Origin of the sequence: Variovorax endophyticus (assembly GCF_025376855.1) — a bacterium.
Taxonomy (GTDB): Bacteria; Pseudomonadota; Gammaproteobacteria; order Burkholderiales; family Burkholderiaceae_C; genus Variovorax.
Window position 1 is genome coordinate 127,138 of the sequence record NZ_JAHUTH010000007.1, and the last position, 18,030, is coordinate 145,167.

16 protein-coding genes are annotated in these 18,030 nt (G+C 70.5%); 15 read left to right on the forward strand and 1 reads right to left on the reverse strand.

Going from position 1 to position 18,030, the window contains the following annotated elements; genetic code table 11:
* The first annotated feature begins 399 nt into the window (after window positions 1-399).
* The 8 genes from KV106_RS11295 (at window position 400) to KV106_RS11330 (ending at window position 11,052) form a co-directional block, all read left to right on the forward strand.
* Window positions 400-936, forward strand: a complete 537-nt coding sequence (locus KV106_RS11295) for a sigma-70 family RNA polymerase sigma factor (RefSeq protein WP_261210320.1) — start codon at window positions 400-402, stop codon at window positions 934-936.
* Window positions 933-1,928 carry a FecR domain-containing protein gene (locus KV106_RS11300; protein ID WP_261210322.1) on the forward strand — a complete coding sequence of 332 codons (996 nt, stop codon included), beginning with the start codon at window positions 933-935 and terminating at the stop codon, window positions 1,926-1,928. The genes KV106_RS11295 and KV106_RS11300 overlap by 4 nt, the downstream gene beginning before the upstream one ends.
* Window positions 1,929-2,049: 121 nt before the next feature.
* A complete protein-coding gene (locus KV106_RS11305; protein ID WP_261210324.1) occupies window positions 2,050-4,521 on the forward strand; it encodes a TonB-dependent siderophore receptor in 2,472 nt (823 codons plus the stop codon).
* 101 nt (window positions 4,522-4,622) lie between these two features.
* Complete coding sequence (locus tag KV106_RS11310) at window positions 4,623-5,126, forward strand: sigma-70 family RNA polymerase sigma factor (protein ID WP_093343495.1); 504 nt, start codon at window positions 4,623-4,625, stop codon at window positions 5,124-5,126.
* Complete coding sequence (locus tag KV106_RS11315; protein ID WP_261210326.1) at window positions 5,123-6,133, forward strand: FecR domain-containing protein; 1,011 nt, start codon at window positions 5,123-5,125, stop codon at window positions 6,131-6,133. Before KV106_RS11310 ends, KV106_RS11315 begins: the two co-directional genes overlap by 4 nt.
* A gap of 68 nt (window positions 6,134-6,201) precedes the next feature.
* Complete coding sequence (fhuE, locus tag KV106_RS11320) at window positions 6,202-8,676, forward strand: ferric-rhodotorulic acid/ferric-coprogen receptor FhuE (protein ID WP_261210328.1); 2,475 nt, start codon at window positions 6,202-6,204, stop codon at window positions 8,674-8,676.
* A 99-nt stretch (window positions 8,677-8,775) separates the two neighbouring features.
* Complete coding sequence (locus tag KV106_RS11325) at window positions 8,776-9,564, forward strand: alpha/beta fold hydrolase (RefSeq protein ID WP_261210330.1); 789 nt, start codon at window positions 8,776-8,778, stop codon at window positions 9,562-9,564.
* 36 nt (window positions 9,565-9,600) lie between these two features.
* Window positions 9,601-11,052: a helix-turn-helix transcriptional regulator gene (locus tag KV106_RS11330; protein ID WP_261210332.1), complete on the forward strand. Its 1,452-nt coding sequence runs from the start codon at window positions 9,601-9,603 to the stop codon at window positions 11,050-11,052.
* Between the two features lie 4 nt (window positions 11,053-11,056).
* Here the strand turns inward: KV106_RS11330 and KV106_RS11335 are convergent, their stop codons facing one another.
* Complete coding sequence (locus KV106_RS11335) at window positions 11,057-11,671, reverse strand: MarR family winged helix-turn-helix transcriptional regulator (RefSeq protein ID WP_093343321.1); 615 nt, start codon at window positions 11,669-11,671, stop codon at window positions 11,057-11,059.
* A 170-nt stretch (window positions 11,672-11,841) separates the two neighbouring features.
* On the opposite strand from KV106_RS11335, the gene KV106_RS11340 reads away from it, so the two are divergent.
* From KV106_RS11340 to KV106_RS11370, 7 genes are read left to right on the forward strand one after another with little or no spacing between them, the layout of a single operon-like run.
* Window positions 11,842-12,867, forward strand: coding sequence for an ABC transporter substrate-binding protein (locus tag KV106_RS11340; RefSeq protein WP_261210337.1), 1,026 nt, complete (start codon window positions 11,842-11,844; stop codon window positions 12,865-12,867).
* Between the two features lie 34 nt (window positions 12,868-12,901).
* Window positions 12,902-13,987, forward strand: a complete 1,086-nt coding sequence (locus KV106_RS11345; RefSeq protein ID WP_261210339.1) for an ABC transporter ATP-binding protein — start codon at window positions 12,902-12,904, stop codon at window positions 13,985-13,987.
* Window positions 13,984-14,835, forward strand: a complete 852-nt coding sequence (locus KV106_RS11350) for an ABC transporter permease (protein ID WP_057589639.1) — start codon at window positions 13,984-13,986, stop codon at window positions 14,833-14,835. The genes KV106_RS11345 and KV106_RS11350 overlap by 4 nt, the downstream gene beginning before the upstream one ends.
* Window positions 14,832-15,632, forward strand: a complete 801-nt coding sequence (locus KV106_RS11355) for an ABC transporter permease (RefSeq protein ID WP_261210342.1) — start codon at window positions 14,832-14,834, stop codon at window positions 15,630-15,632. Before KV106_RS11350 ends, KV106_RS11355 begins: the two co-directional genes overlap by 4 nt.
* 33 nt (window positions 15,633-15,665) lie before the next feature.
* Entirely contained in the window at window positions 15,666-16,490 is an 825-nt protein-coding gene (locus tag KV106_RS11360) for a polysaccharide deacetylase family protein (RefSeq protein ID WP_261210344.1), read from the forward strand.
* On the forward strand, window positions 16,487-17,251 hold the full coding sequence (locus KV106_RS11365; protein WP_261210346.1) for an SDR family NAD(P)-dependent oxidoreductase: 765 nt from the start codon (window positions 16,487-16,489) through the stop codon (window positions 17,249-17,251). Before KV106_RS11360 ends, KV106_RS11365 begins: the two co-directional genes overlap by 4 nt.
* Before the next feature lie 10 nt (window positions 17,252-17,261).
* On the forward strand, window positions 17,262-18,023 hold the full coding sequence (locus KV106_RS11370; RefSeq protein WP_261210349.1) for an SDR family NAD(P)-dependent oxidoreductase: 762 nt from the start codon (window positions 17,262-17,264) through the stop codon (window positions 18,021-18,023).
* Window positions 18,024-18,030 lie beyond the last annotated feature (7 nt).

Below are 18,030 nucleotides of genomic sequence, written 5' to 3' on the forward strand. Positions count from 1 at the left end.
CCCCCGTGACCCACCTCACGACGCATGTGGATGCGCGATCCGGGTCAAATGTAAATTTTGTGTGTTTTTGAACGGCCTGCCGAATCGGTCATTCGGCGGCGCTTCGTAGGCTGGTTCCTACATTGAGCTTACACCTTTAGAGGGAGGCTTCGATGGTCGTTACAGCCTCCATTTGGAGGAGGGCTGGCACGCTGAAGCTGTGCTTTAAGAAGTAAGTAACAAGAATCTACAAAATGTAATACTCATAGCTAAAAAGTCCTCAGGTCCTCGGTGTTTGCTTTCGTTGCGGGTGCGAGACAAGCCCGGCACCGCACGCGTTGCGGGCGCCATCCCTCGATGGACTAAGATGAGAACAATTCTTATTCATGAGGCCGCGATCCCCGCACGCCGTTCGGAAGAATGAACGCCGACTCCGCCCTTCGCCCGCACCCCCATGCACATGTCCATGCGCTCTACCGCGGCCACCACGGTTGGCTGCTGGGCTGGCTGCGCGGCAGGCTGGGCAATTCCTTCGATGCCGCGGACCTGGCGCAGGACACCTTCCTGCGCATCCTCACCGCACCCGACCACACGCCCGAGAAGCAGGGCGACTGGCAGCTGCGCGAGCCGCGTGCCTACCTGACGGTCGTCGCCAAGCGCCTGCTTGCGAACCTGTACCGGCGGCGCTCGCTCGAGCAGGCCTACCTCGATGCGCTGGGCGCGATGCCCGAGCCGCTGGCGCCGTCGCCGGAGCAGCAGGCGATCATTCTCGAAACGCTGCAGGAGATCGACGCGATGCTCGACGGCCTCGCGCCGGCGGTGCGGCAGGCCTTCCTGATGTCGCAGCTCGAAGGGCTGGGCTATGCCGAGATCGCGACCCGGCTGGGACTGAGCGAGCGCACGGTGAAGCGCTACATGGCCGAGGCGATGGCGCACTGCATCCTGCTGGCCGCATGAGCGCGGCGAGCGCGCAGCGCGTGCCGGTCGACAAGGCCGCTGCCACGCAGGCCGCCCAGGGCTTCCTGCTGCTGCAGTCGGGCGAGGCCACGGCCGCCGACCGCGCGCGCTGGATGCAGTGGCGCGCGGCCGATCCGGCCCATGAAGATGCCTGGCAGCGCGCCGAGCAGGTGAGCCGCAAGTTCGACCTGCTGCCGGGCGCGCTGGCGATGCCCGCGCTGGGGCGCACGGTGCGGGCCGACCGCCGCGCCGCGGTCAAGGCGCTGGCGCTGCTGCTGGCCGCGGTGCCCGCCGGCTGGGTCGCATGGCGCGCCTCTCCGGCGCGCGAATGGCTGGCCGACCACCGCACCGCCACTGGCGAGCGGCGTGAAGTGCGCCTGCCCGACGGCACGCGCATCCAGCTCAACACCGCGACGGCCATCGACGTGGCCTACGATGCCACGCAGCGGCGGGTGCGCCTGCGCGCGGGCGAGATCCTGGTCGACACCGCACCCGACCGCGTGCCCGCCGGCGACCCCACCTATCGCCCCTTCGTGGTCGAGACCGCGCAGGGACGGCTGCGCGCGTTGGGCACGCGCTTCGTGGTGCGGCAGCACGAGGACCGGCGCAGCCACGTGGGCGTGCTCGAGGGCGCGGTCGAGGTCCGGCCCGACGATGCAAACGGTCTCGCGGTGGTGGTGCGCGCCGGCGAGCAGGCCGGCTTCTCCGCCTCGGCGGTCGATGCGTCGCGCGCGCTCGATCCCGGGGCCGACGACTGGTCGCGCGGCGTGCTGCGCGTGAAGAACATGCGTTTGCACGACTTCCTCGCCGAGCTCGGCCGCTACCGGCCCGGGGTGCTGCATTGCGACCCGGCGGTGGCCGAGCTGCGCGTTTCGGGCGTCTTCCAGTTGCGCGACACCACGCCCGTGCTCGACAGCCTGCCGCAGGCCCTGCCGGTGCAGGTGCTGTCGCGCACGCGCTATTGGGTGACGGTGGCACCGGCCGGCGACTGAGGGCGCGCGAGCGCGCCGGGCCGGCCGGCAAAAAATCCGCCGCGCCGTGTCCCTTTTCTTCTTCTCGCGTGTGAAGCCTTGAGGAACAGCCACTTCACACCTTCTTGCGAGATCTCTCCTCATGGCCCGTCGCCCTCCGTTTTTCTTCGATTCCCGCATCGCGCGCGCGGTGCATGGCGCCTTGCTCGCCATGGCCTGCGCCGCCGGCGGCACCGCGGCCCAGGCGCAAGGCGCCGACGCCACGGCCCGGGCCGAACAGCCCAGGAGCTACAGCATCGCCGCCGGCCCGCTCGACGACGCGCTCTCCAGCTTCGCCGCCGCCGCGGGCCTGAGCCTCACGATGCCGCCGGCCCTGGTGCGGGACAAGCGATCGCCTGGCCTGCAGGGCAGCCATGGCGTGCGCGAAGCCTTCGCGCGCCTGCTCGCGGGCTCGGGGCTCGAGGCCGCCGGCGGCGCGGGCGGTGCCTATGTGCTGCGCCCCGCCGCGGCCGGCACCGAGAGCGATGCCGCGGGCGCCACGCTCGCGCCGATCACCGTCACCGCGGCCCCGGTGCGCAGCGCCACCAGCGAGGGCACGCGCTCCTATGCCGCGCCGCTGCTGACGATCGGCAAGGGCGAGCAGGCGGCGAAGGACATCCCGCAGTCGGTCAGCGTGCTCACGCGCCAGCGGCTCGACGACCAGGGCCTCGTCGACCTGCGCGACGCGGCCAATGCCGTCACCGGCGTGGTCGGCGTGAAGGGCGTGGGGCCGGGCATGGTGCTGTCGTCGCGCGGCTTCCAGATCGATGCCTGGCAGTACGACGGCGTGCCGGTGCCGCGCAACTGGTATTCGCTGGGCAACTGGGCCACCGAGGCGCTGGTGTTCCACGACCGCCTCGAGGTGCTGCGCGGCGCCGCGGGCCTGCTGCAGGGCACGGGCAGCCCGGGCGGCGCCGTCAACCTGGTGCGCAAGCGCGGCCAGGCCGAGAAGACGCTGGTGCTGACCGGCAAGGCGGGCAGCTGGAACCACTACGGCGCGCAGCTCGACGCGGGCGGGCCGCTCAATGCCGAGGGCACGCTGCGCGGACGCGTGGTGCTCGACGAGGACCGCAGCCACTCGTTCACCGATTTCGTCTGGAGCCGCACGCGCTCGCTCTACGGCGCGATCGACTACGACCTGTCGCCGGACACCACCCTCGGCCTGGGCATCAGCCAGATGAAGGGCAGCGGCCGCCCCATGCTGCGCGGCTTTCCGCGCTATCCCGACGGCAGCGACATCGGGCTGCCGCGCTCGGTGTACACGGGCGCCTGGTGGAACCGCCACGACAGCGAGCAGACCACACTCTATGCCGACCTGGAGCATCGCTTCAACGCGAACTGGAAGCTCAAGGCCTCGGCGCTGCGCATGAACGAGCGCAATGCCTCGCAGCACCAGCGCATGCACGGCAACGTGCAGCCCGACGGCAGCGGGCTGAGCTTCGCCGACTGGGACAACCTGTTCGATTCGAAGAAGGCCGGGCTCGACGTCTACGTGCGCGGCCGCTTCGAGGCACTGTCGCTGGAGCATGACCTGACGGTCGGCGCGAACTATGCCAAGTACACCTCGAAGGACCGCTTCGGACGCCGCTTCACGAGCGGCGGCAACATCTTCGCGCCCGACCACTACCGGCCGGCGCAGAACTACGAGACCATCCTCGCGGCGGGTGGCACCAAGAGCCACACCGAGTACGACATCAGCCAGTCGGGCCTGTACGGCAGCTGGCGCGTGAAGCTCGCGGAGCCGCTGACGGCGATCCTCGGCGCGCGCGCGAGCTGGTACGACTACCTCTATGCCGACCGCACCCGCGACACCCGCAGCACCGTGAGCACCAACACCAGGATCACGCCCTATGTCGGACTGGTGTTCGCGCTCGACCGGCAGTGGTCGGCCTACGGCAGCGTCACCGAGGTGTTCGAACCGCAGTCCGAGCGCGCGCTGAACAACGAGCCGCTCAAGCCGATCACCGGTCGCAACTACGAGCTGGGCCTGAAGGGCGAGCTGATGGACGGCCGGCTCAATGCCTCGCTGGCCGTGTTCCGCTACGACCACCGCAACCGCGCCGTGACCGACTACGACAACGGCTACGCCTGCGACGACTGGTACTGCTACAAGTCCTCGGGCAAGGTGCGCAGCGAAGGCTTCGAGACCGAGCTCAGCGGCGAGATCGCGCCGCGGCTGCAGCTCACGGCCGGCTACACCTACAACACGACCAAGTTCCTCGAGGACCCCGACAACCAGGGCCAGGTCTTCAGCCAGTGGACGCCGCGGCACATGCTGCGCGTGTGGAGCGACTACCGGCTGCCAGGCGCATGGAGCCGGCTCAGCGTGGGCGGCGGCTTCACGGTGCAGAGCAGCACGCTGGGCTACGACCGCTCGTTCAAGGTGCCGGGCTTCATGGTCTGGAGCGCGCGCGTGGCCTACCAGGCGACGCCCGAGCTGAGCCTGGCGCTCAACGTCTACAACGTGTTCGACAAGCGCTACTACATCCCGGCCTTCAACGAGACCAACGGCAACAACAACTACGGCGACCCGCGCAACGTGATGTTCACGGTGAAGTACACGCCCAGGCTCTGAGCCGGCGGCGGAGGGCGAGGGCGCAGGCATCCGTCTAAAATGAGAACAATTCTTATTTGTGCGCGGCAGCCCGGCCGCCAACGCCGTTTGCCGTGTCCGCCATTCCCGCCGCCGAAGCCGACTTCCAGCAAGTCCACTCCCTCTACAGCGACCACCACGGCTGGCTCCAGTCGTGGCTGCGCAGGAAGCTCGGCAATTCCTTCGACGCGGCCGACCTGGCGCAGGACACCTTCGCGCGGCTGCTGACCGCGCGCAACCCCGAGGTGATCGCGCAGCCGCGCGCCTACCTCACGAGCGTGGCCAAGAACATCCTGGTGAACTGGTACCAGCGCCAGGCGCTCGAGCGCGCCTACCTCGAGGCGCTGGCCGTGATGCCCGAGCCCGAGGCGCCATCGCCCGAGCAGCGGCTGATCATCCTGCAGACCCTGCACGAGATCGACGCCATGCTCGACAGCCTCAAGCCGGCCGCGCGGCGTGCCTTCCTGCTGTCGCAGATCGAGGGCCTGAAGTACGAGGACATCGCGCGCGAGCTCGGCGTGTCGCTGGTCACGGTCAAGCGCTACATGCAGCAGGGCTTCCGCGGCTGCCTGGCGCTGATGGCGTGAGCGCGCTGCCGTCCTCCATCGTCGACGCGCCATCGGCGGCGCTGCCGCCGCGCGTGCTCGATGAAGCCGCCGAGTGGTTGATGCGCCTGCACGACAGCGCCGCGACCGATGCCGACCGCCGCGCCTGCGAGCGCTGGCGCCAGAGCCATCCCGACCATGCCCGTGCCTGGGCGCGCGCCGAGCTGCTGATGAACAAGCTCGGCGGCCTGCCGTCGGCGCTGGCCATGCCGTCGCTCGCACGCTCCTCGCGCCATGGCGGCCGCCGCGCCGCCATCGGCCGGCTGGCCGCGCTGCTGGCGGCCATGCCCGCGGGCTGGCTGGTCTGGCGCTTCGCGGGCGAACGCGGCTGGACCGCCGAGCACCGCACCGCCACCGGCGAGCGTCGCGAGCTCCAGCTCGCCGACGGCAGCCGCCTCACGCTCGACACCGCGAGCGCGGTCGACGTGCGCTTCGACGCCGCGCAGCGTCTGCTCGTGCTGCATGCGGGCGCGATCCTGGTCGAGACCGCGCCCGACACCGCCGCGGCGCACCGGCCGTTCCGCGTGCAGGCCGGCGGCGGCACGCTGGAGGCGCTGGGCACGCGCTTCAGCGTGCGCAGGGAGGAAGAGGGCGCGACCGCGGTCGCGGTGTTCGAGGGCACGGTGCGCGTCACGCCCGAGCGCGGCGCGTCGCGCGTGCTGCCGGCCGGGCAGCAGACCCGCTTCGGCGCCGACGGCATCGAGGCCTTCGCGCCCGCGGACGAGAGCCGCGTGGCGTGGACCCGGGGCATGCTGCTGGCCGACGCGATGCGGCTGGCCGATTTCGCGGCCGAGCTGTCGCGCTACCGGCCCGGCGCGCTGCATTGCGAGGCGGCCGTGGCCGGGCTGCGCATCTCGGGCGCCTTCCCGCTGGACGACACCGATCGCGTGCTGCGCATGCTGGTGTCGACCTATCCGGTGGACGCGCTCACGCGGCTGCGTGGCTACTGGGTCACGCTGGTGGCCAGAAATATTTCCGCCCAGGGGTGAGACTTTTTTTCGTTTCGGCTGGCAAGGAGGGGAAGAACCCACCGCTGCCAACCGAAAGGCCCGTCTCCATGTCCGCATCCCGTCCGTCCGTTCCGCGCGCCAGCGCGGAGCGCCGCTTCCACGCCGCCCTGCGCCACGCGCTGATGGCCTTCGCCCTCGCCGGGCTGGCCGCGCCGCCGGCCCTGGCGGCCGAACCTTCGCCGCTCGATGCCGCGGTGCCCCGGGCCTACAACATTCCGGCCGGCCCGCTGGGCCGCACGCTCGCCAGCTTCGCGGTCGGCAATGGCATCGCGCTGTCCTTCGATCCCGCGCTGACGCAGGGGCGCAGCAGCCCCGCGGTCTCGGGCCGCTACACCGCGCGCGAGGCCATCGAGCGCCTGCTCGAGGGCAGCGGCCTGCAGGTGGTGGCGCGCAGCGACGGCAGCTACACGCTGGGCCGGCGCGAAGCGGGTGCCGATGCCGCCACCGGTGCGCAGACCGGCATCGGCACGCTCGCACCGGTCACCGTCACGGCCGAGGCCGACCGCAGCGGCACCACCGAAGGCACCGGCTCGTACGCCACGCGCGCCACCGCCGCGGCCACCGGCCTGGCGCTGTCGCCGCGCGAAACGCCGCAGTCGGTCACCGTGCTCACGCGCCAGCAGATCGAGGACCAGAACCTGCTCTCGCTCGGGCAGGCCATGAAGAGCGTCACCGGCGTGTTCGCGGTCAGCTCCGACAGCGACCGCACCGACCTCTACGCGCGCGGCTTCTACATCGACAACTACCAGTACGACGGCGTGCCGACCACGGTCACCACCGACTTCTTCGGCGCTTCCAACAACGACCCGGTGCTGTACGACCGCATCGAGATCGTGCGCGGCGCTACCGGCCTGCTGACCGGCGCCGGCAATCCCTCGGCCTCGGTCAACCTGGTGCGCAAGCACGCCGACAGCAAGGTGTTCGCCGGCAGCGCCTCGCTGGCGCTGGGCTCGTGGAACCTGCGCCGCGGCACCGTCGACCTCTCGACCCCGCTGACCGAGGACGGCCGCGTGCGCGCCCGCGTCATCGGCATGACCGAGGACCGCGACTCCTTCCTCGAGCGCTACCAGGGCCGCAAGCACGTGCTGTATGGCGTGGTCGATGCCGACCTCACGCCCGACACCTCGCTGAGCGTGGGCATCGACTCCCAGGCCAGCCGCCCGAACGGATCGACTTGGGGCGGCCTGCCGCTGACCTTCGGCGACGGCGGCCCCGCGAACTGGGCCGCTTCGAAGAGCATCGGCACGCCCTGGACCCACTGGGACGCGACCAACACCACGCTGTTCGCGAACCTCACGCACGCCTTCGGCAACGGCTGGAAGCTCAAGGCCAATGCCTCGCACCGCCAGAGCAAGCAGAACGCCAAGCTGCTCTACCTGTTCGGCGACCTCGACCGCCTCACCGGCACGGGGCTGGGCTCGCTACCTGGCTACTTCGAGCACGAATTCCGCCAGAACAGCCTCGACCTGCAGGCCACCGGCCCGTTCGAGTTGCTGGGGCGCCGGCACGAGCTGGTGCTGGGCCTGAGCAACACCCAGTCGCGCTACGTGCAGGCCAACCACGTGCGCCTGAGCGCGCTGCCCGAGGTCGGCAATTTCTACCTCTGGAACGGCGGCTATCCCGAGCCGAGCTGGGGCGAACTCAAGGTGTCGGGCATCGACAAGCTGCGGCAGACCGGCTACTACGGCGCCGCGCGCTTCTCGGTCACCGATTCGCTCAAGTTCATCCTCGGCGCGCGCCAGAACGACTGGCGTGCCACCCGCCTCACGGCCGACGACCGGACCACGCGCCGCCATGAAGTGCTGACGCCCTATGCGGGCCTGGTCTACGACCTGGGCGAGCACTACTCGGCCTACGCGAGCTACACCGACATCTTCCAGCCGCAGAACTACCGCGACACCAGCGGCAGGTACCTCGACCCGGTGACCGGCAAGAGCTACGAGATCGGCCTCAAGGGCGAACACCTGAACGGCAGGCTGAACAGCTCGCTCGCGCTGTTCCGCTCCGAGCAGGAGAACGTGGCGCAGCGCGACGGCACCCGCCTCGTGCCCGGCTCGACCGATGGCGCCTACTACGGCGCGCGCGGCGTCGTCACCAAGGGCATCGAGCTGCAGCTGTCGGGCGAGCTGGCCGAGCGCTGGCAGGTCAACGCAGGCATCGCGCGCACGCTCGGGCGCGAGGGCAGCGGCGACCGCATCAACCCCACCATGCCGACCACGCTGGCCACGCTGTTCACCACCTATCGGCTGCCGGGCCGCTGGCACCAGCTCACGGTCGGCGGCGGCCTCAACTGGCAGAACCGCGTGTACTACCCGTTCAGCGTGGGCGACGTCGATATGCGCTACACGCAGGGCTCGCGCGCCGTCTTCAGCCTGATGGCGCGCTACGCGGTTTCGCCGCAGCTGTCGCTGCAGCTCAACATCGAGAACCTGTTCGACAAGCGCTACAACGTCAACATCGACGGGCAGGCTTTCGCGGGCACGCCGCGCAATGCGGTGGCGACGCTGAACTACAAGTTCTGAGGGGGCGGGGAGGGGGCGATCGGACATTCGTCCAATGGCGCGAAAAGGCGCCCCGGCCGACAGTAGCGGCTTCCGTCACTCCCTTGCCAAGACCCCCTCATGAAGCACTTCCAACGCCTCCAACTCGCCGCCGCCGCCCTGGCCGTCGGCCTTTCGTTCTCCGTCACGGCCGCCAGCGCGGCGGGCCCGGCCGCCGCCGCCAACGCATCGCCCAGCGTGGTGCTGGTGCACGGCGCCTTCGCCGATGGCTCCGACTGGGCCAAGGTGATCCCGCTGCTGCAGGCCAAGGGCGTCAACGTCGTCTCGGTGCAGAACCCGCTGACCTCGCTCGAGGACGACGTGGCCGCCGCCAGGCGCGCCATCGATGCCCAGCCCGGCAAGGTGGTGCTGGTCGGCCACTCGTGGGGCGGCACCGTGATCACCGAGGCCGGCGGCAACGACAAGGTCGCCTCGCTGGTCTACGTGGCGGCCTTCGCGCCCGACGCGGGCCAGAACTCGGGCGAGCTCGGCAAGGACTATCCCGCGCCGCCCGGCTTCGCGCACATCGCGGCCGACGCCTCGGGCTTCCTGCGCCTCACGCCCGAGGGCATGAGCCAGCATTTCGCGCAGGACCTGCCGGCCGCGACCACGCGCGTGATGGCCGTGACGCAGGGCCCGATCCAGGCCAAGGCCTTCGAGCAGAAGGTGTCGGCCGCCGCCTGGAAGACCAAGCCCTCGTGGTACATCGTCAGCAGCGCCGACCACATGATCCAGCCCGCGCTGCAGCGCGACATGGCGAAGCGCATCGGCGCGCACGTGACCACGCTGAACACCAGCCACGTGCCGCAGCAGTCGCAGCCCGCGAAGGTGGCCGAGGTGATCCTGGACGCCGTGCGCCAGTCGAAGTAAGGTGCCGGCGCCCCGCCGTCTACCGGATCCATTGCCTTGCAGCCCATCGCCCACGTCCCGCTCTTCGATGCCATCAAGGCGCTCGCCTTCGTCGGCGACCTCAGCATGGGCCAGCCCATCGACCACTCGGCGCGCGTGGCCTGGATCGCCGCGCGGCTGGCACAGGCGATGGGCCGGGACGAGGTGGCGCAGGGCCACGCGGCCTGCGTCGCGCTGCTGCGCTGGTCGGGCTGCACCGCCAATGCGCCCGAGTTCTCCGACCTGCTCGGCGACGACGTCGGCGGGCGCCGCGCGATGCTCGCGACGGCCTCGGCGCGCGAGGCCGCGGCCTTCGCGGGCACGGTCGGCTCGCTGGCCGAGATCCATTGCGAGGTGTCGGGCGAGATCGCGCGCTTCCTCGGCCTGCCCGAGGCGGTCGAGCGGCCGCTGCGCCACATGTTCGAGAACTTCGACGGCAGCGGCAAACCCGCGGGCCTGGCCGCGCCGCATATTCCGGAGGCGGTGTACCTGGCCACGCTCGCGGGCGATCTCGAGATCTTCTCGCGCACGCATGGCCTGCAGAGCGCGCTGCGCCAGATCGCCGAGCGCGCCGACGGGCGCTATCCCGCGGCGCTGGTCCAGGTCGCGCGGCAGCACGCGGTCGACTGGCTGCACGCGCTCGACCAGGGCGCCGCGGCCGACCTGCAGGCGCCCGAGGGCGCGCTGCGCGATGCGGTGGCGCCGCTCGAGCTGATCGCTGACGTGATCGATCTCAAGCTGCCGTGGATGACCGGCTTCTCGCGCCGCGTGGCCGAAGCGGCCGCCGCCTGCGCCGCTGGCCTGGGGCTCGATGCCGCGGCCTGCGAGCAGGTGCGGCGCGCCGCGCTGATCCATGGCATCGGCCGTGCCTCGGTGCCGAACGCGGTCTGGGATTCGCCCAGGCTGCGCAGCGAGGCCGACAAGGAGCGGCTGCGCCTCGTGCCCTACTGGACCGAACGCGCCGCGCGCCGCATCGAGACCTTGCGGGCCGAGGCCGAGATCGCTTCCTTCGTCGACGAGCGGCTCGATGGCTCGGGCTTCTTCCGCGGCGTGAAGGGCGCGGCGATCGGCACGGCCGAGCGCGTGCTGGCCGCGGCGGTGCACTGGGTGCTGCTGCACACGGGCGCGCCGGGCCGGCCCGCGCTGGCAGCCGAGGAGGCGCAGGCGCAACTGCGTCGCGAGGCGGAGCAGGGCCGGCTCGATGCGGCCGCCGTCGCCGCGTTGACGGGTCGCGAATCGGTGGCCGCGAAGACGCCCGCCGCGCAGGGCGAAGCCAATGCCTTGCTCTCGTCGCGCGAGGTCGAGGTGCTGGGCCGCATCAGCCTCGGCGAGAGCAACAAGGAGGCGGCGCGCACGCTCGGCATCAGCCCGAGCACGGTGCGCGCGCACCTCGAGAACATCTTCCGCAAGCTCGGCTGCACCACGCGTGCGGCCGCGACCCTGAAGGCGATGACGCTCGGTCTGCTCTGAGGTTTCAGCCCGGCTCGGGGCCGGTCTCGGGCGCATTGCCCGTCATCATCTGGCTCAGCAGGCCGGCGAGCGCCTCGCGCTGGCCGGTGTCGAACATGCGCAGCAGATGCAGCTCGGCGGCGGCGTGCTTGGGCATCGTCTCGTCGGCCAGCCGCATGCCCTTGGCCGTGAGCTTCACCAGCACGCCGCGGCCGTCGTCGGGATGGATCGAGCGCTTGACCAGCCCTTCCTGCTCGAGCCGCTTGAGCAGGTTCGACAGCCCGCCCGAGGTGAACAGCAGCGTGCTCTGCAGCCGCGAGGGCGACAGCCGGTAGGGCGCGCCGGCCACGCGCAAGGTCGCGAGCACCGCGTACTCCTGGTACTTGATGCCGAAGGGCTGCAGCACCGCGTTGATGGTGCGCAGCACCACCTCCTCGAGCCGCAGCAGCCGGCCGACCACCGCCTTGCCGCTGCTGTCGATGTCGGGCCGCTCGGTGCGCCATTGCCGGATGCCGCGCTCGACGAGGTCGCCGCCGGTCGCGGGTTGCAAGGCCTCGGGCGCGGGAACCTCGAGCGCTTCGCGCGCCTTGGCACCGCGGGGTCGCGGCGGGCTCTTCGATGCATCGTCCTTGTGCTGCATGGCGTCCTTTCGATGGCGAATTCCGTGCGTTCGCGACGCGTTCTGGTGCATCGCGCGGCAGCGGGTTGGTACCTATCTTAAATGCCTTGCGTTTATCTTTTGCAAAAGATAAAGTGAATCGCATCGCGCTTCGATCCCCTCCAGCCTTCGCTCTCACAGGAGTCGCTTCCATGAAAACCGCGCTCGCACGTTGCCTGTCCCTGGGCTTTGCCTCCTTGCTGATGTCGGGCGCGCTGCACGCCGAGGAGCTGGTGGTCGGCATCTTCGGCGGCTCCTTCGCCGACGACTCGAAGACCTGCCATATCTCTTCGTTCGAGAAGAAGACCGGCGCCAAGGTGGCGCTCAAGCTCGGCAGCTCCTCGCAGTTCGCCGCGGCCATCCGCGCGACCGGCGGCAAGTCCGACTTCGACGTGGTCTACATCGACAACTCGCTCGCCGCGCAGCTCAAGAACGAGAAGCTGCTCGAAACCATCGACAAGTCCAGGCTCGCGAATGCCGCCGACATCTCGCCGCGCGCGCTCGACAAGGACGGCCAGTACATCGTGTTCATGACGGGCGCCACCGTCATCGTCTACGACACGAAGCAGATCAAGACCCCGCCCACCTCCTGGGCCGATCTCGCCAAGCCCGAGTACGACGGCCGCCTCGCCATCGGCGACATCAGCGGCACCTCGGGCTCGCAGTTCCTGATGGCGCTCAACCGCATGAAGGGCGGCGAGCTGACCAACATGGATGCCGGCTTCGCGGCCGTGAAGCCGATCGCCAAGGCCTCGGTCACGCTCTACACGCAGGCCGACCAGATCGTCTCGCTGTTCGAGCGCCAGGAGATCGCCGCCGCCGTCTGGTACCCCGACCGCGCGGGCTCGGCCATCGACAAGGGCCTGCCGCTCGCGATCGTCTATCCGAAGGAAGGCGCGGTCGGCATCCTGCCCGCGCTGGTGATTCCCAAGGGCGCGAAGTCGCCGGCGCTCGCGCTCAAGTACATCGACGAGGTGCTGTCGAAGGAAGGCCAGGCCTGCTTCGCCGAGCGCAAGTACGCGGGCCCGGTCAACACGCAGGTCAAGCTCAGCGACAAGGCCGCGAAGATCGTTCCGTACAAGGAGACCTTCGACAAGCTCTGGCTGCCCGACCCCGAGCAGGTCGCGAAGTCCATGCCCGAGTGGACCCGCCGCTGGCAGCGCGAAGTCGCGCGCTGAGCGCCGCCGCCGTTCCCACGATCCCGTACGCCCAATGCCCGCACTCACGCTGGAGCGCCTCGAGAAGCGCTACCCCGGACACGTCGCCGCTTCCTCGGTCTCGCTGTCGGTCCACGACGGCGAATTCATCTCGCTGCTCGGCCCCTCGGGCTGCGGCAAGACCACGGTGCTGCGCATGGTGGCGGGCCTGATCGAGCCCACGGGCGGCCGCATCCTGATCGACGGCCGCGACGTCACCGCGCTGCCCACCAACAAGCGCAACATCGGCCTGGTGTTCCAGTCCTATGCGCTGTTCCCGCACATGAGCGTGTTCGAGAACGTCGCCTTCGGCCTGCGTCGCCAGGGCGTGCAGGGCGCGGAACTCACGCGCCGCGTCGAGCAGGCGCTGGCCAGCGTGCGCCTCTCGGCGCTGGGCGACCGGCTGCCGCGCCAGCTCTCGGGCGGCCAGCAGCAGCGCGTGGCGGTGGCGCGCTCGATCGCGCCGCGCCCGAGCATCCTGCTGTTCGACGAGCCGCTGTCCAACCTCGATGCCGCGCTGCGCGACGAGATGCAGATCGAACTCAAGCGGCTGCAGCGCGAGGTCGGCATCACCACGCTGTTCGTCACGCACGACCAGGGCGAGGCCATGTCGATGTCCGACCGGGTCTGCGTGCTGGCCCATGGCGTGGTGCAGCAGTTCGACACGCCCGAGGCCATCTACCACCGCCCGGCCACGGGCTTCGTCGCGAGCTTCATGGGCCGGCCCAACCGGCTCGGCGGGAAGCTCGCGCGCGTCGGAGCGGGGGGCGCTACGGTGCAACTGCGCGACGGCCCGGTGCTCGCCGTGGCCCAGGCCGAAGGCATTGCCGATGGCGCCGCGGTCGACGTGGTCGTGCGCCAGGAGGACATCCGCTTTCTCGGCGCGCAAGACCTCTCCGACGCCGCGAACCTGCCGCGCTACGAAGCCCGCGTCGCGATGCGTTCCTTCGTCGGCTCGCGCGTGCAGTACCTGCTGGCCCTCGGCGGCATCGAGCTGATCGCCGAGGCCGCCACCAACGGCCCGCATGCCGGCCTCGAGGTCGGCGCGCCGGTCGGTGTGGCGATCGATCCGCGCCATGTCTACGTGAACGCCGCGGCATGAGATCGCGCCACACCGCCGGCGCCTTGCTGGCCTCGCCCCTGCTGCTGGTGCTGCTGCTGGCCTTCGTCGCGCCGGTGCTGCTGATGGTGCCGCTGAGCCTGCATCCCTACGTGCCCGGCAGCGGCATCGCCAGCGGCTGGACGCTGGCCAACTACACCAGCATCCTCACCGACGAGTACTACCGCGAGGTGGTGCTGCGCACGCTGGTGCTGGGCTTCGGCGTCACCGCGATCTGCCTCGTGCTCGGCTATCCGCTGGCCTACTACATCGCCAACGCGGGCCCGCGCATGCGGCTCGCGCTGACCATGCTCGTGATCTTCCCGATGCTGCTCAACCTCGTGGTGCGCTCCTTCGGCTGGATCGCGCTGCTGGCCAACCGCGGCCTCATCAACAACCTGCTGATCGACATCGGCCTGATCGAGCGCCCGATCCGCATGATGTTCAACCTGTTCGGCCTGCTGGTCGGCATGTCGCACATCTTCCTGCCCTTCATGGTGCTGATGCTGGTGCCCGCGATCCAGGCGATCCCGAAGGACGTGCAGTCGGCCGCCTACACCCTGGCCGCGAGCCGGCTGCGCGTGTTCTGGTCGATCACGCTGCCGATGAGCGCGCCCGGCATCCTCTCGGGCTCGATCCTGGTGTTCGTGCTCACCATCAGCGCGCTGGTCACGCCGCGCATGCTCGGCGGCGCCACCTACAAGGTCATGGCCACGCTGATCTACGACGACTTCCTGCAGACGCTCGACTGGCCGGCCGGCGCCGCCATGTCCTTCGTGCTGACCGCGCTCACGCTGGCCGTGATCGCGCTGTCGAGCCGGCTGCTCAAGCGCTGGGGAGGCCAGGCATGAGCACCTTGACCGAAACGCAGCGCCAGGGCCTGGGCCTCGCCGCCACCGCCATCGCGGTGGTCGTATTCCTGCAGATCCCGGTGCTGGTGGTGGTGCTCGCGGCCTTCAGCAAGACCGCCTACCTCACGATTCCGCCCAAGGGCCTGACCCTGCACTGGTTCGAGGTGGTGCTGCGCGATCCCGAATACCTCTCGGCCGCCTGGACCAGCCTCTGGCTCGCCGCCGCCTCGACCGCCGCCGCGCTGGTGCTGGGCCTGATCGCCGCCTATGCGATCCACCGCCGCATGGTGCCGGGCGCGGCCGCGCTGACCTCGCTGTTCATGGCGCCGCTGGTGCTGCCCTCGGTGGTGCTCGGCGTGGCGCTCTTGCAGTACTACACGATGACCGGCCTGCGCGGCAACTCGCTGGGCCTGTGGCTCGCGCACGTGGTCATCACCGTGCCCTACGTGGTGCGCGCCAGCCTCGGCAGCCTGGCGGCGGTCGACGAGTCGCTCGAAGACGCGGCGCGCGTGCTCGGCGCCGACGGCTTCACGAGCTTCCGGCTGGTCACCCTGCCGCTGGTCAAGCCTGGCCTCGTGGCCGGCGGCCTGTTCGCCTTCATCACCTCGCTCGACAACGTGCCGGTGTCGGTGTTCCTGCTCTCGGCGAGCCAGACCACCCTGCCCGTGAAGATCTTCACCTCGGTGGAGCAGGGCGTCGACCCCAGCGTCGCCGCGGTCTCCACCCTGCTGATCGTGGCCACCGGCATCGTGCTGCTGCTGGCCGAACGCTGGACCGGCTTCCACAAGCACGTCTAGACCCTTCTTCCTCTTCTTCCCCAGGACTTCGCGATGCCCACCACGAGCAAAGGCTTCCCGCTCATGCTGACCTTCGACCTCGACGCCGAGACCATGTGGACCGGCCGCGATCCCGCCAACGCGCAGCGGCCGATCCTGATGTCGCAGGGCGCCTACGGCTGGAAGGTCGGCATGCCGCGCATCCTCAAGCTGCTGGAGCGCTACGGCATCCACTCGACCTTCTTCGTGCCGGGCGAGGTGGCCGAGAAGCATCCCGAGCTGATGCGCGAGGTGATCGACCGCGGCCACGAGGTGGCGCACCACAGCTACAGCCATCGCTGGATCGTCGGCCTCACGCCCGAGGAGGAGCGCGAGGAGATGGAGAAGGGCCTCGAGGTGCTGACCCGCCTGACCGGCGGCCGCCCGCGCGGCTGGCGTTCGCCCGCGGCCGAGTTCAGCGCCATCACGCTCGACCTGATCAAGGAGTACGGCTTCGACTACTCCTCGAACTTCTTCGACGACGACTCGCCCTACCTGCTCGAGATCGGCGGCCAGCGCACCGACATCGTCGAGCTGCCGTTCCGCTGGGTGCTCGACGACGCACCCTTCTTCCAGTACTCGATCACGCTGCCGGGCCGCACCTTGCAGGCGCCCTCGGCCGCGCTCGAGGCCTGGAAGAGCGAGTTCGACGTGCTGCATGCCGAGGACCGCATGATGATGGTCGGCATGCATCCGCAGATCATCGGCCAGCCCTCGCGGCTCAAGGTGCTCGAGGGCCTGATCGAGCATGCGCTCGCGCATTCCGACGTGTGGATCGACCGCTGCGACCGCATCTCCGACGACATGCGCCCGCGCCTGCGGGCCGCGGTGGCCGCATGAACACCGTCGCCACCCCGGCGCCGCGCCAGCTGATCGTGAGCGGCGGTGCCAGCGGCATCGGCCTCGCGGTCGCGCGCATGGCGGTGGCGCGCGGCGCGCGCGTGGCGCTGCTCGACCGCGACACGGCCGCGCTCGCCGACGCCGTGCGCCTGCTCGGCGAGGCGGCGCTGGCGCTCGAATGCGACGTGAGCGACGCGCCGGCCGTGCGCACCGCGGTGGACCGCGCCGCGCAGTGGCTGGGCGGCGTCGACGCGCTGGTCAACTCGGCCGGCATCGATGCGCTGAGATCCCTCGAGGCCACCAGCGACGAGGAATGGGCGCGCGTGCTGGCCGTCAACCTCACCGGTCCGATGCTGGTGTGCCGCGCCGCGCTGCCGCACCTGCGCGCGGCCGGCGGCGGCAGCATCGTCAACATCGCCTCGGGCGCCGGCCTGCGGCCGCTGCCCAACCGCACCGCCTACTGCGCGAGCAAGGCCGCGGTCATCATGTTCGGCAAGTCGCTCGCGATCGAGACCGCGGCCGACGGCATCCGCGTCAACGCGGTCTGCCCGGGCGCGATCGACACGCCGCTGTTCCGCACCAGCTACGAGAACGCCGATGATCCCGAGCGCGCGCTGGCCGAGATCCGCGAGCGCTACGCACTGGGCCGCATCGCGGCGCCCGAGGAAGTGGCCGAGGCCGTGCTCTACCTCAGCGGCCCGGGCGCCAGCTACATCACCGGCACCGCGCTCGCCGTCGATGGCGGCCGCACCTTCCACTGAAAGGCCCGCGATGACATTCGATCGGCGCGTGGCGGTGGTCACCGGGGGCGGGCAGGGCATCGGCGCCGCCGCGGTGATGGAGTTCCTGGGGCGGGGCGCGCGCGTCGCGGTGCTCGACCTCGACTGCGCGCCGCTCGACGCGCAACTGGCCGGCGATGGCGTCGCGCCCGGCCTGGCCTCGCGCTGCCTGCGCGTGAGCGGCGACTGCACCGATGCGGCGGTGGTCTCGGCCTTCTTCGACGGCGTGGAATCGGCCTTCGGTCCGGTCGACATCCTCTTCAACAACGTCGGCCAGAGCGCGCGCGAACGCGGCGCGCCCTTCGTCGAATCGCGGGAGGAGGTCTGGCGCTTCGTGCTCGAGGTCTCGCTGCTCACGGCCATGCGTGCCTCGCGGCGCGTGGCGCCCGGCATGAAGGCGCGCGGCTTCGGCCGCATCGTCAACATGAGCACCGACGCGGCCTTCGTCGGCGACGTGGGCCTGGCCGACTACGCGGCCGCCAAGATGGGCGTGGTGGGTTTCACGCGCTCGCTGGCGCGCGAACTCGCGCCACACGGCGTCACGGTCAATGCCGTGTGCCCCGGCGCGATCCGCACCCGCGCGCACGACCAGCTCAATCCCGAGGTGCTCGCGCGCATCGTGGCCGACACGCCCGCGGGCTTCATCGGCGCGCCGCGCGACGTGGCCGCGGCCGTGGCCTTCCTGGCGGGCGACGACGCCCGTTTCATCACGGGCCAGACGCTGCTGATCGACGGCGGCCGCTGGATGCTCTGACTCCCGA

Bases quoted from the DNA above. Each gene is read 5' to 3' on its own strand.
- KV106_RS11295 (WP_261210320.1), top strand. From the start codon at position 400: ATGAACGCCGACTCCGCCCTTCGCCCGCACCCCCATGCACATGTCCAT.
- KV106_RS11300 (WP_261210322.1), top strand. From the start codon at position 933: ATGAGCGCGGCGAGCGCGCAGCGCGTGCCGGTCGACAAGGCCGCTGCC.
- KV106_RS11305 (WP_261210324.1), top strand. From the start codon at position 2,050: ATGGCCCGTCGCCCTCCGTTTTTCTTCGATTCCCGCATCGCGCGCGCG.
- fhuE (WP_261210328.1), top strand. From the start codon at position 6,202: ATGTCCGCATCCCGTCCGTCCGTTCCGCGCGCCAGCGCGGAGCGCCGC.
- KV106_RS11325 (WP_261210330.1), top strand. From the start codon at position 8,776: ATGAAGCACTTCCAACGCCTCCAACTCGCCGCCGCCGCCCTGGCCGTC.
- KV106_RS11335 (WP_093343321.1), bottom strand. From the start codon at position 11,671: ATGCAGCACAAGGACGATGCATCGAAGAGCCCGCCGCGACCCCGCGGT.
- KV106_RS11340 (WP_261210337.1), top strand. From the start codon at position 11,842: ATGAAAACCGCGCTCGCACGTTGCCTGTCCCTGGGCTTTGCCTCCTTG.
- KV106_RS11345 (WP_261210339.1), top strand. From the start codon at position 12,902: ATGCCCGCACTCACGCTGGAGCGCCTCGAGAAGCGCTACCCCGGACAC.
- KV106_RS11350 (WP_057589639.1), top strand. From the start codon at position 13,984: ATGAGATCGCGCCACACCGCCGGCGCCTTGCTGGCCTCGCCCCTGCTG.
- KV106_RS11355 (WP_261210342.1), top strand. From the start codon at position 14,832: ATGAGCACCTTGACCGAAACGCAGCGCCAGGGCCTGGGCCTCGCCGCC.
- KV106_RS11360 (WP_261210344.1), top strand. From the start codon at position 15,666: ATGCCCACCACGAGCAAAGGCTTCCCGCTCATGCTGACCTTCGACCTC.
- KV106_RS11365 (WP_261210346.1), top strand. From the start codon at position 16,487: ATGAACACCGTCGCCACCCCGGCGCCGCGCCAGCTGATCGTGAGCGGC.
- KV106_RS11370 (WP_261210349.1), top strand. From the start codon at position 17,262: ATGACATTCGATCGGCGCGTGGCGGTGGTCACCGGGGGCGGGCAGGGC.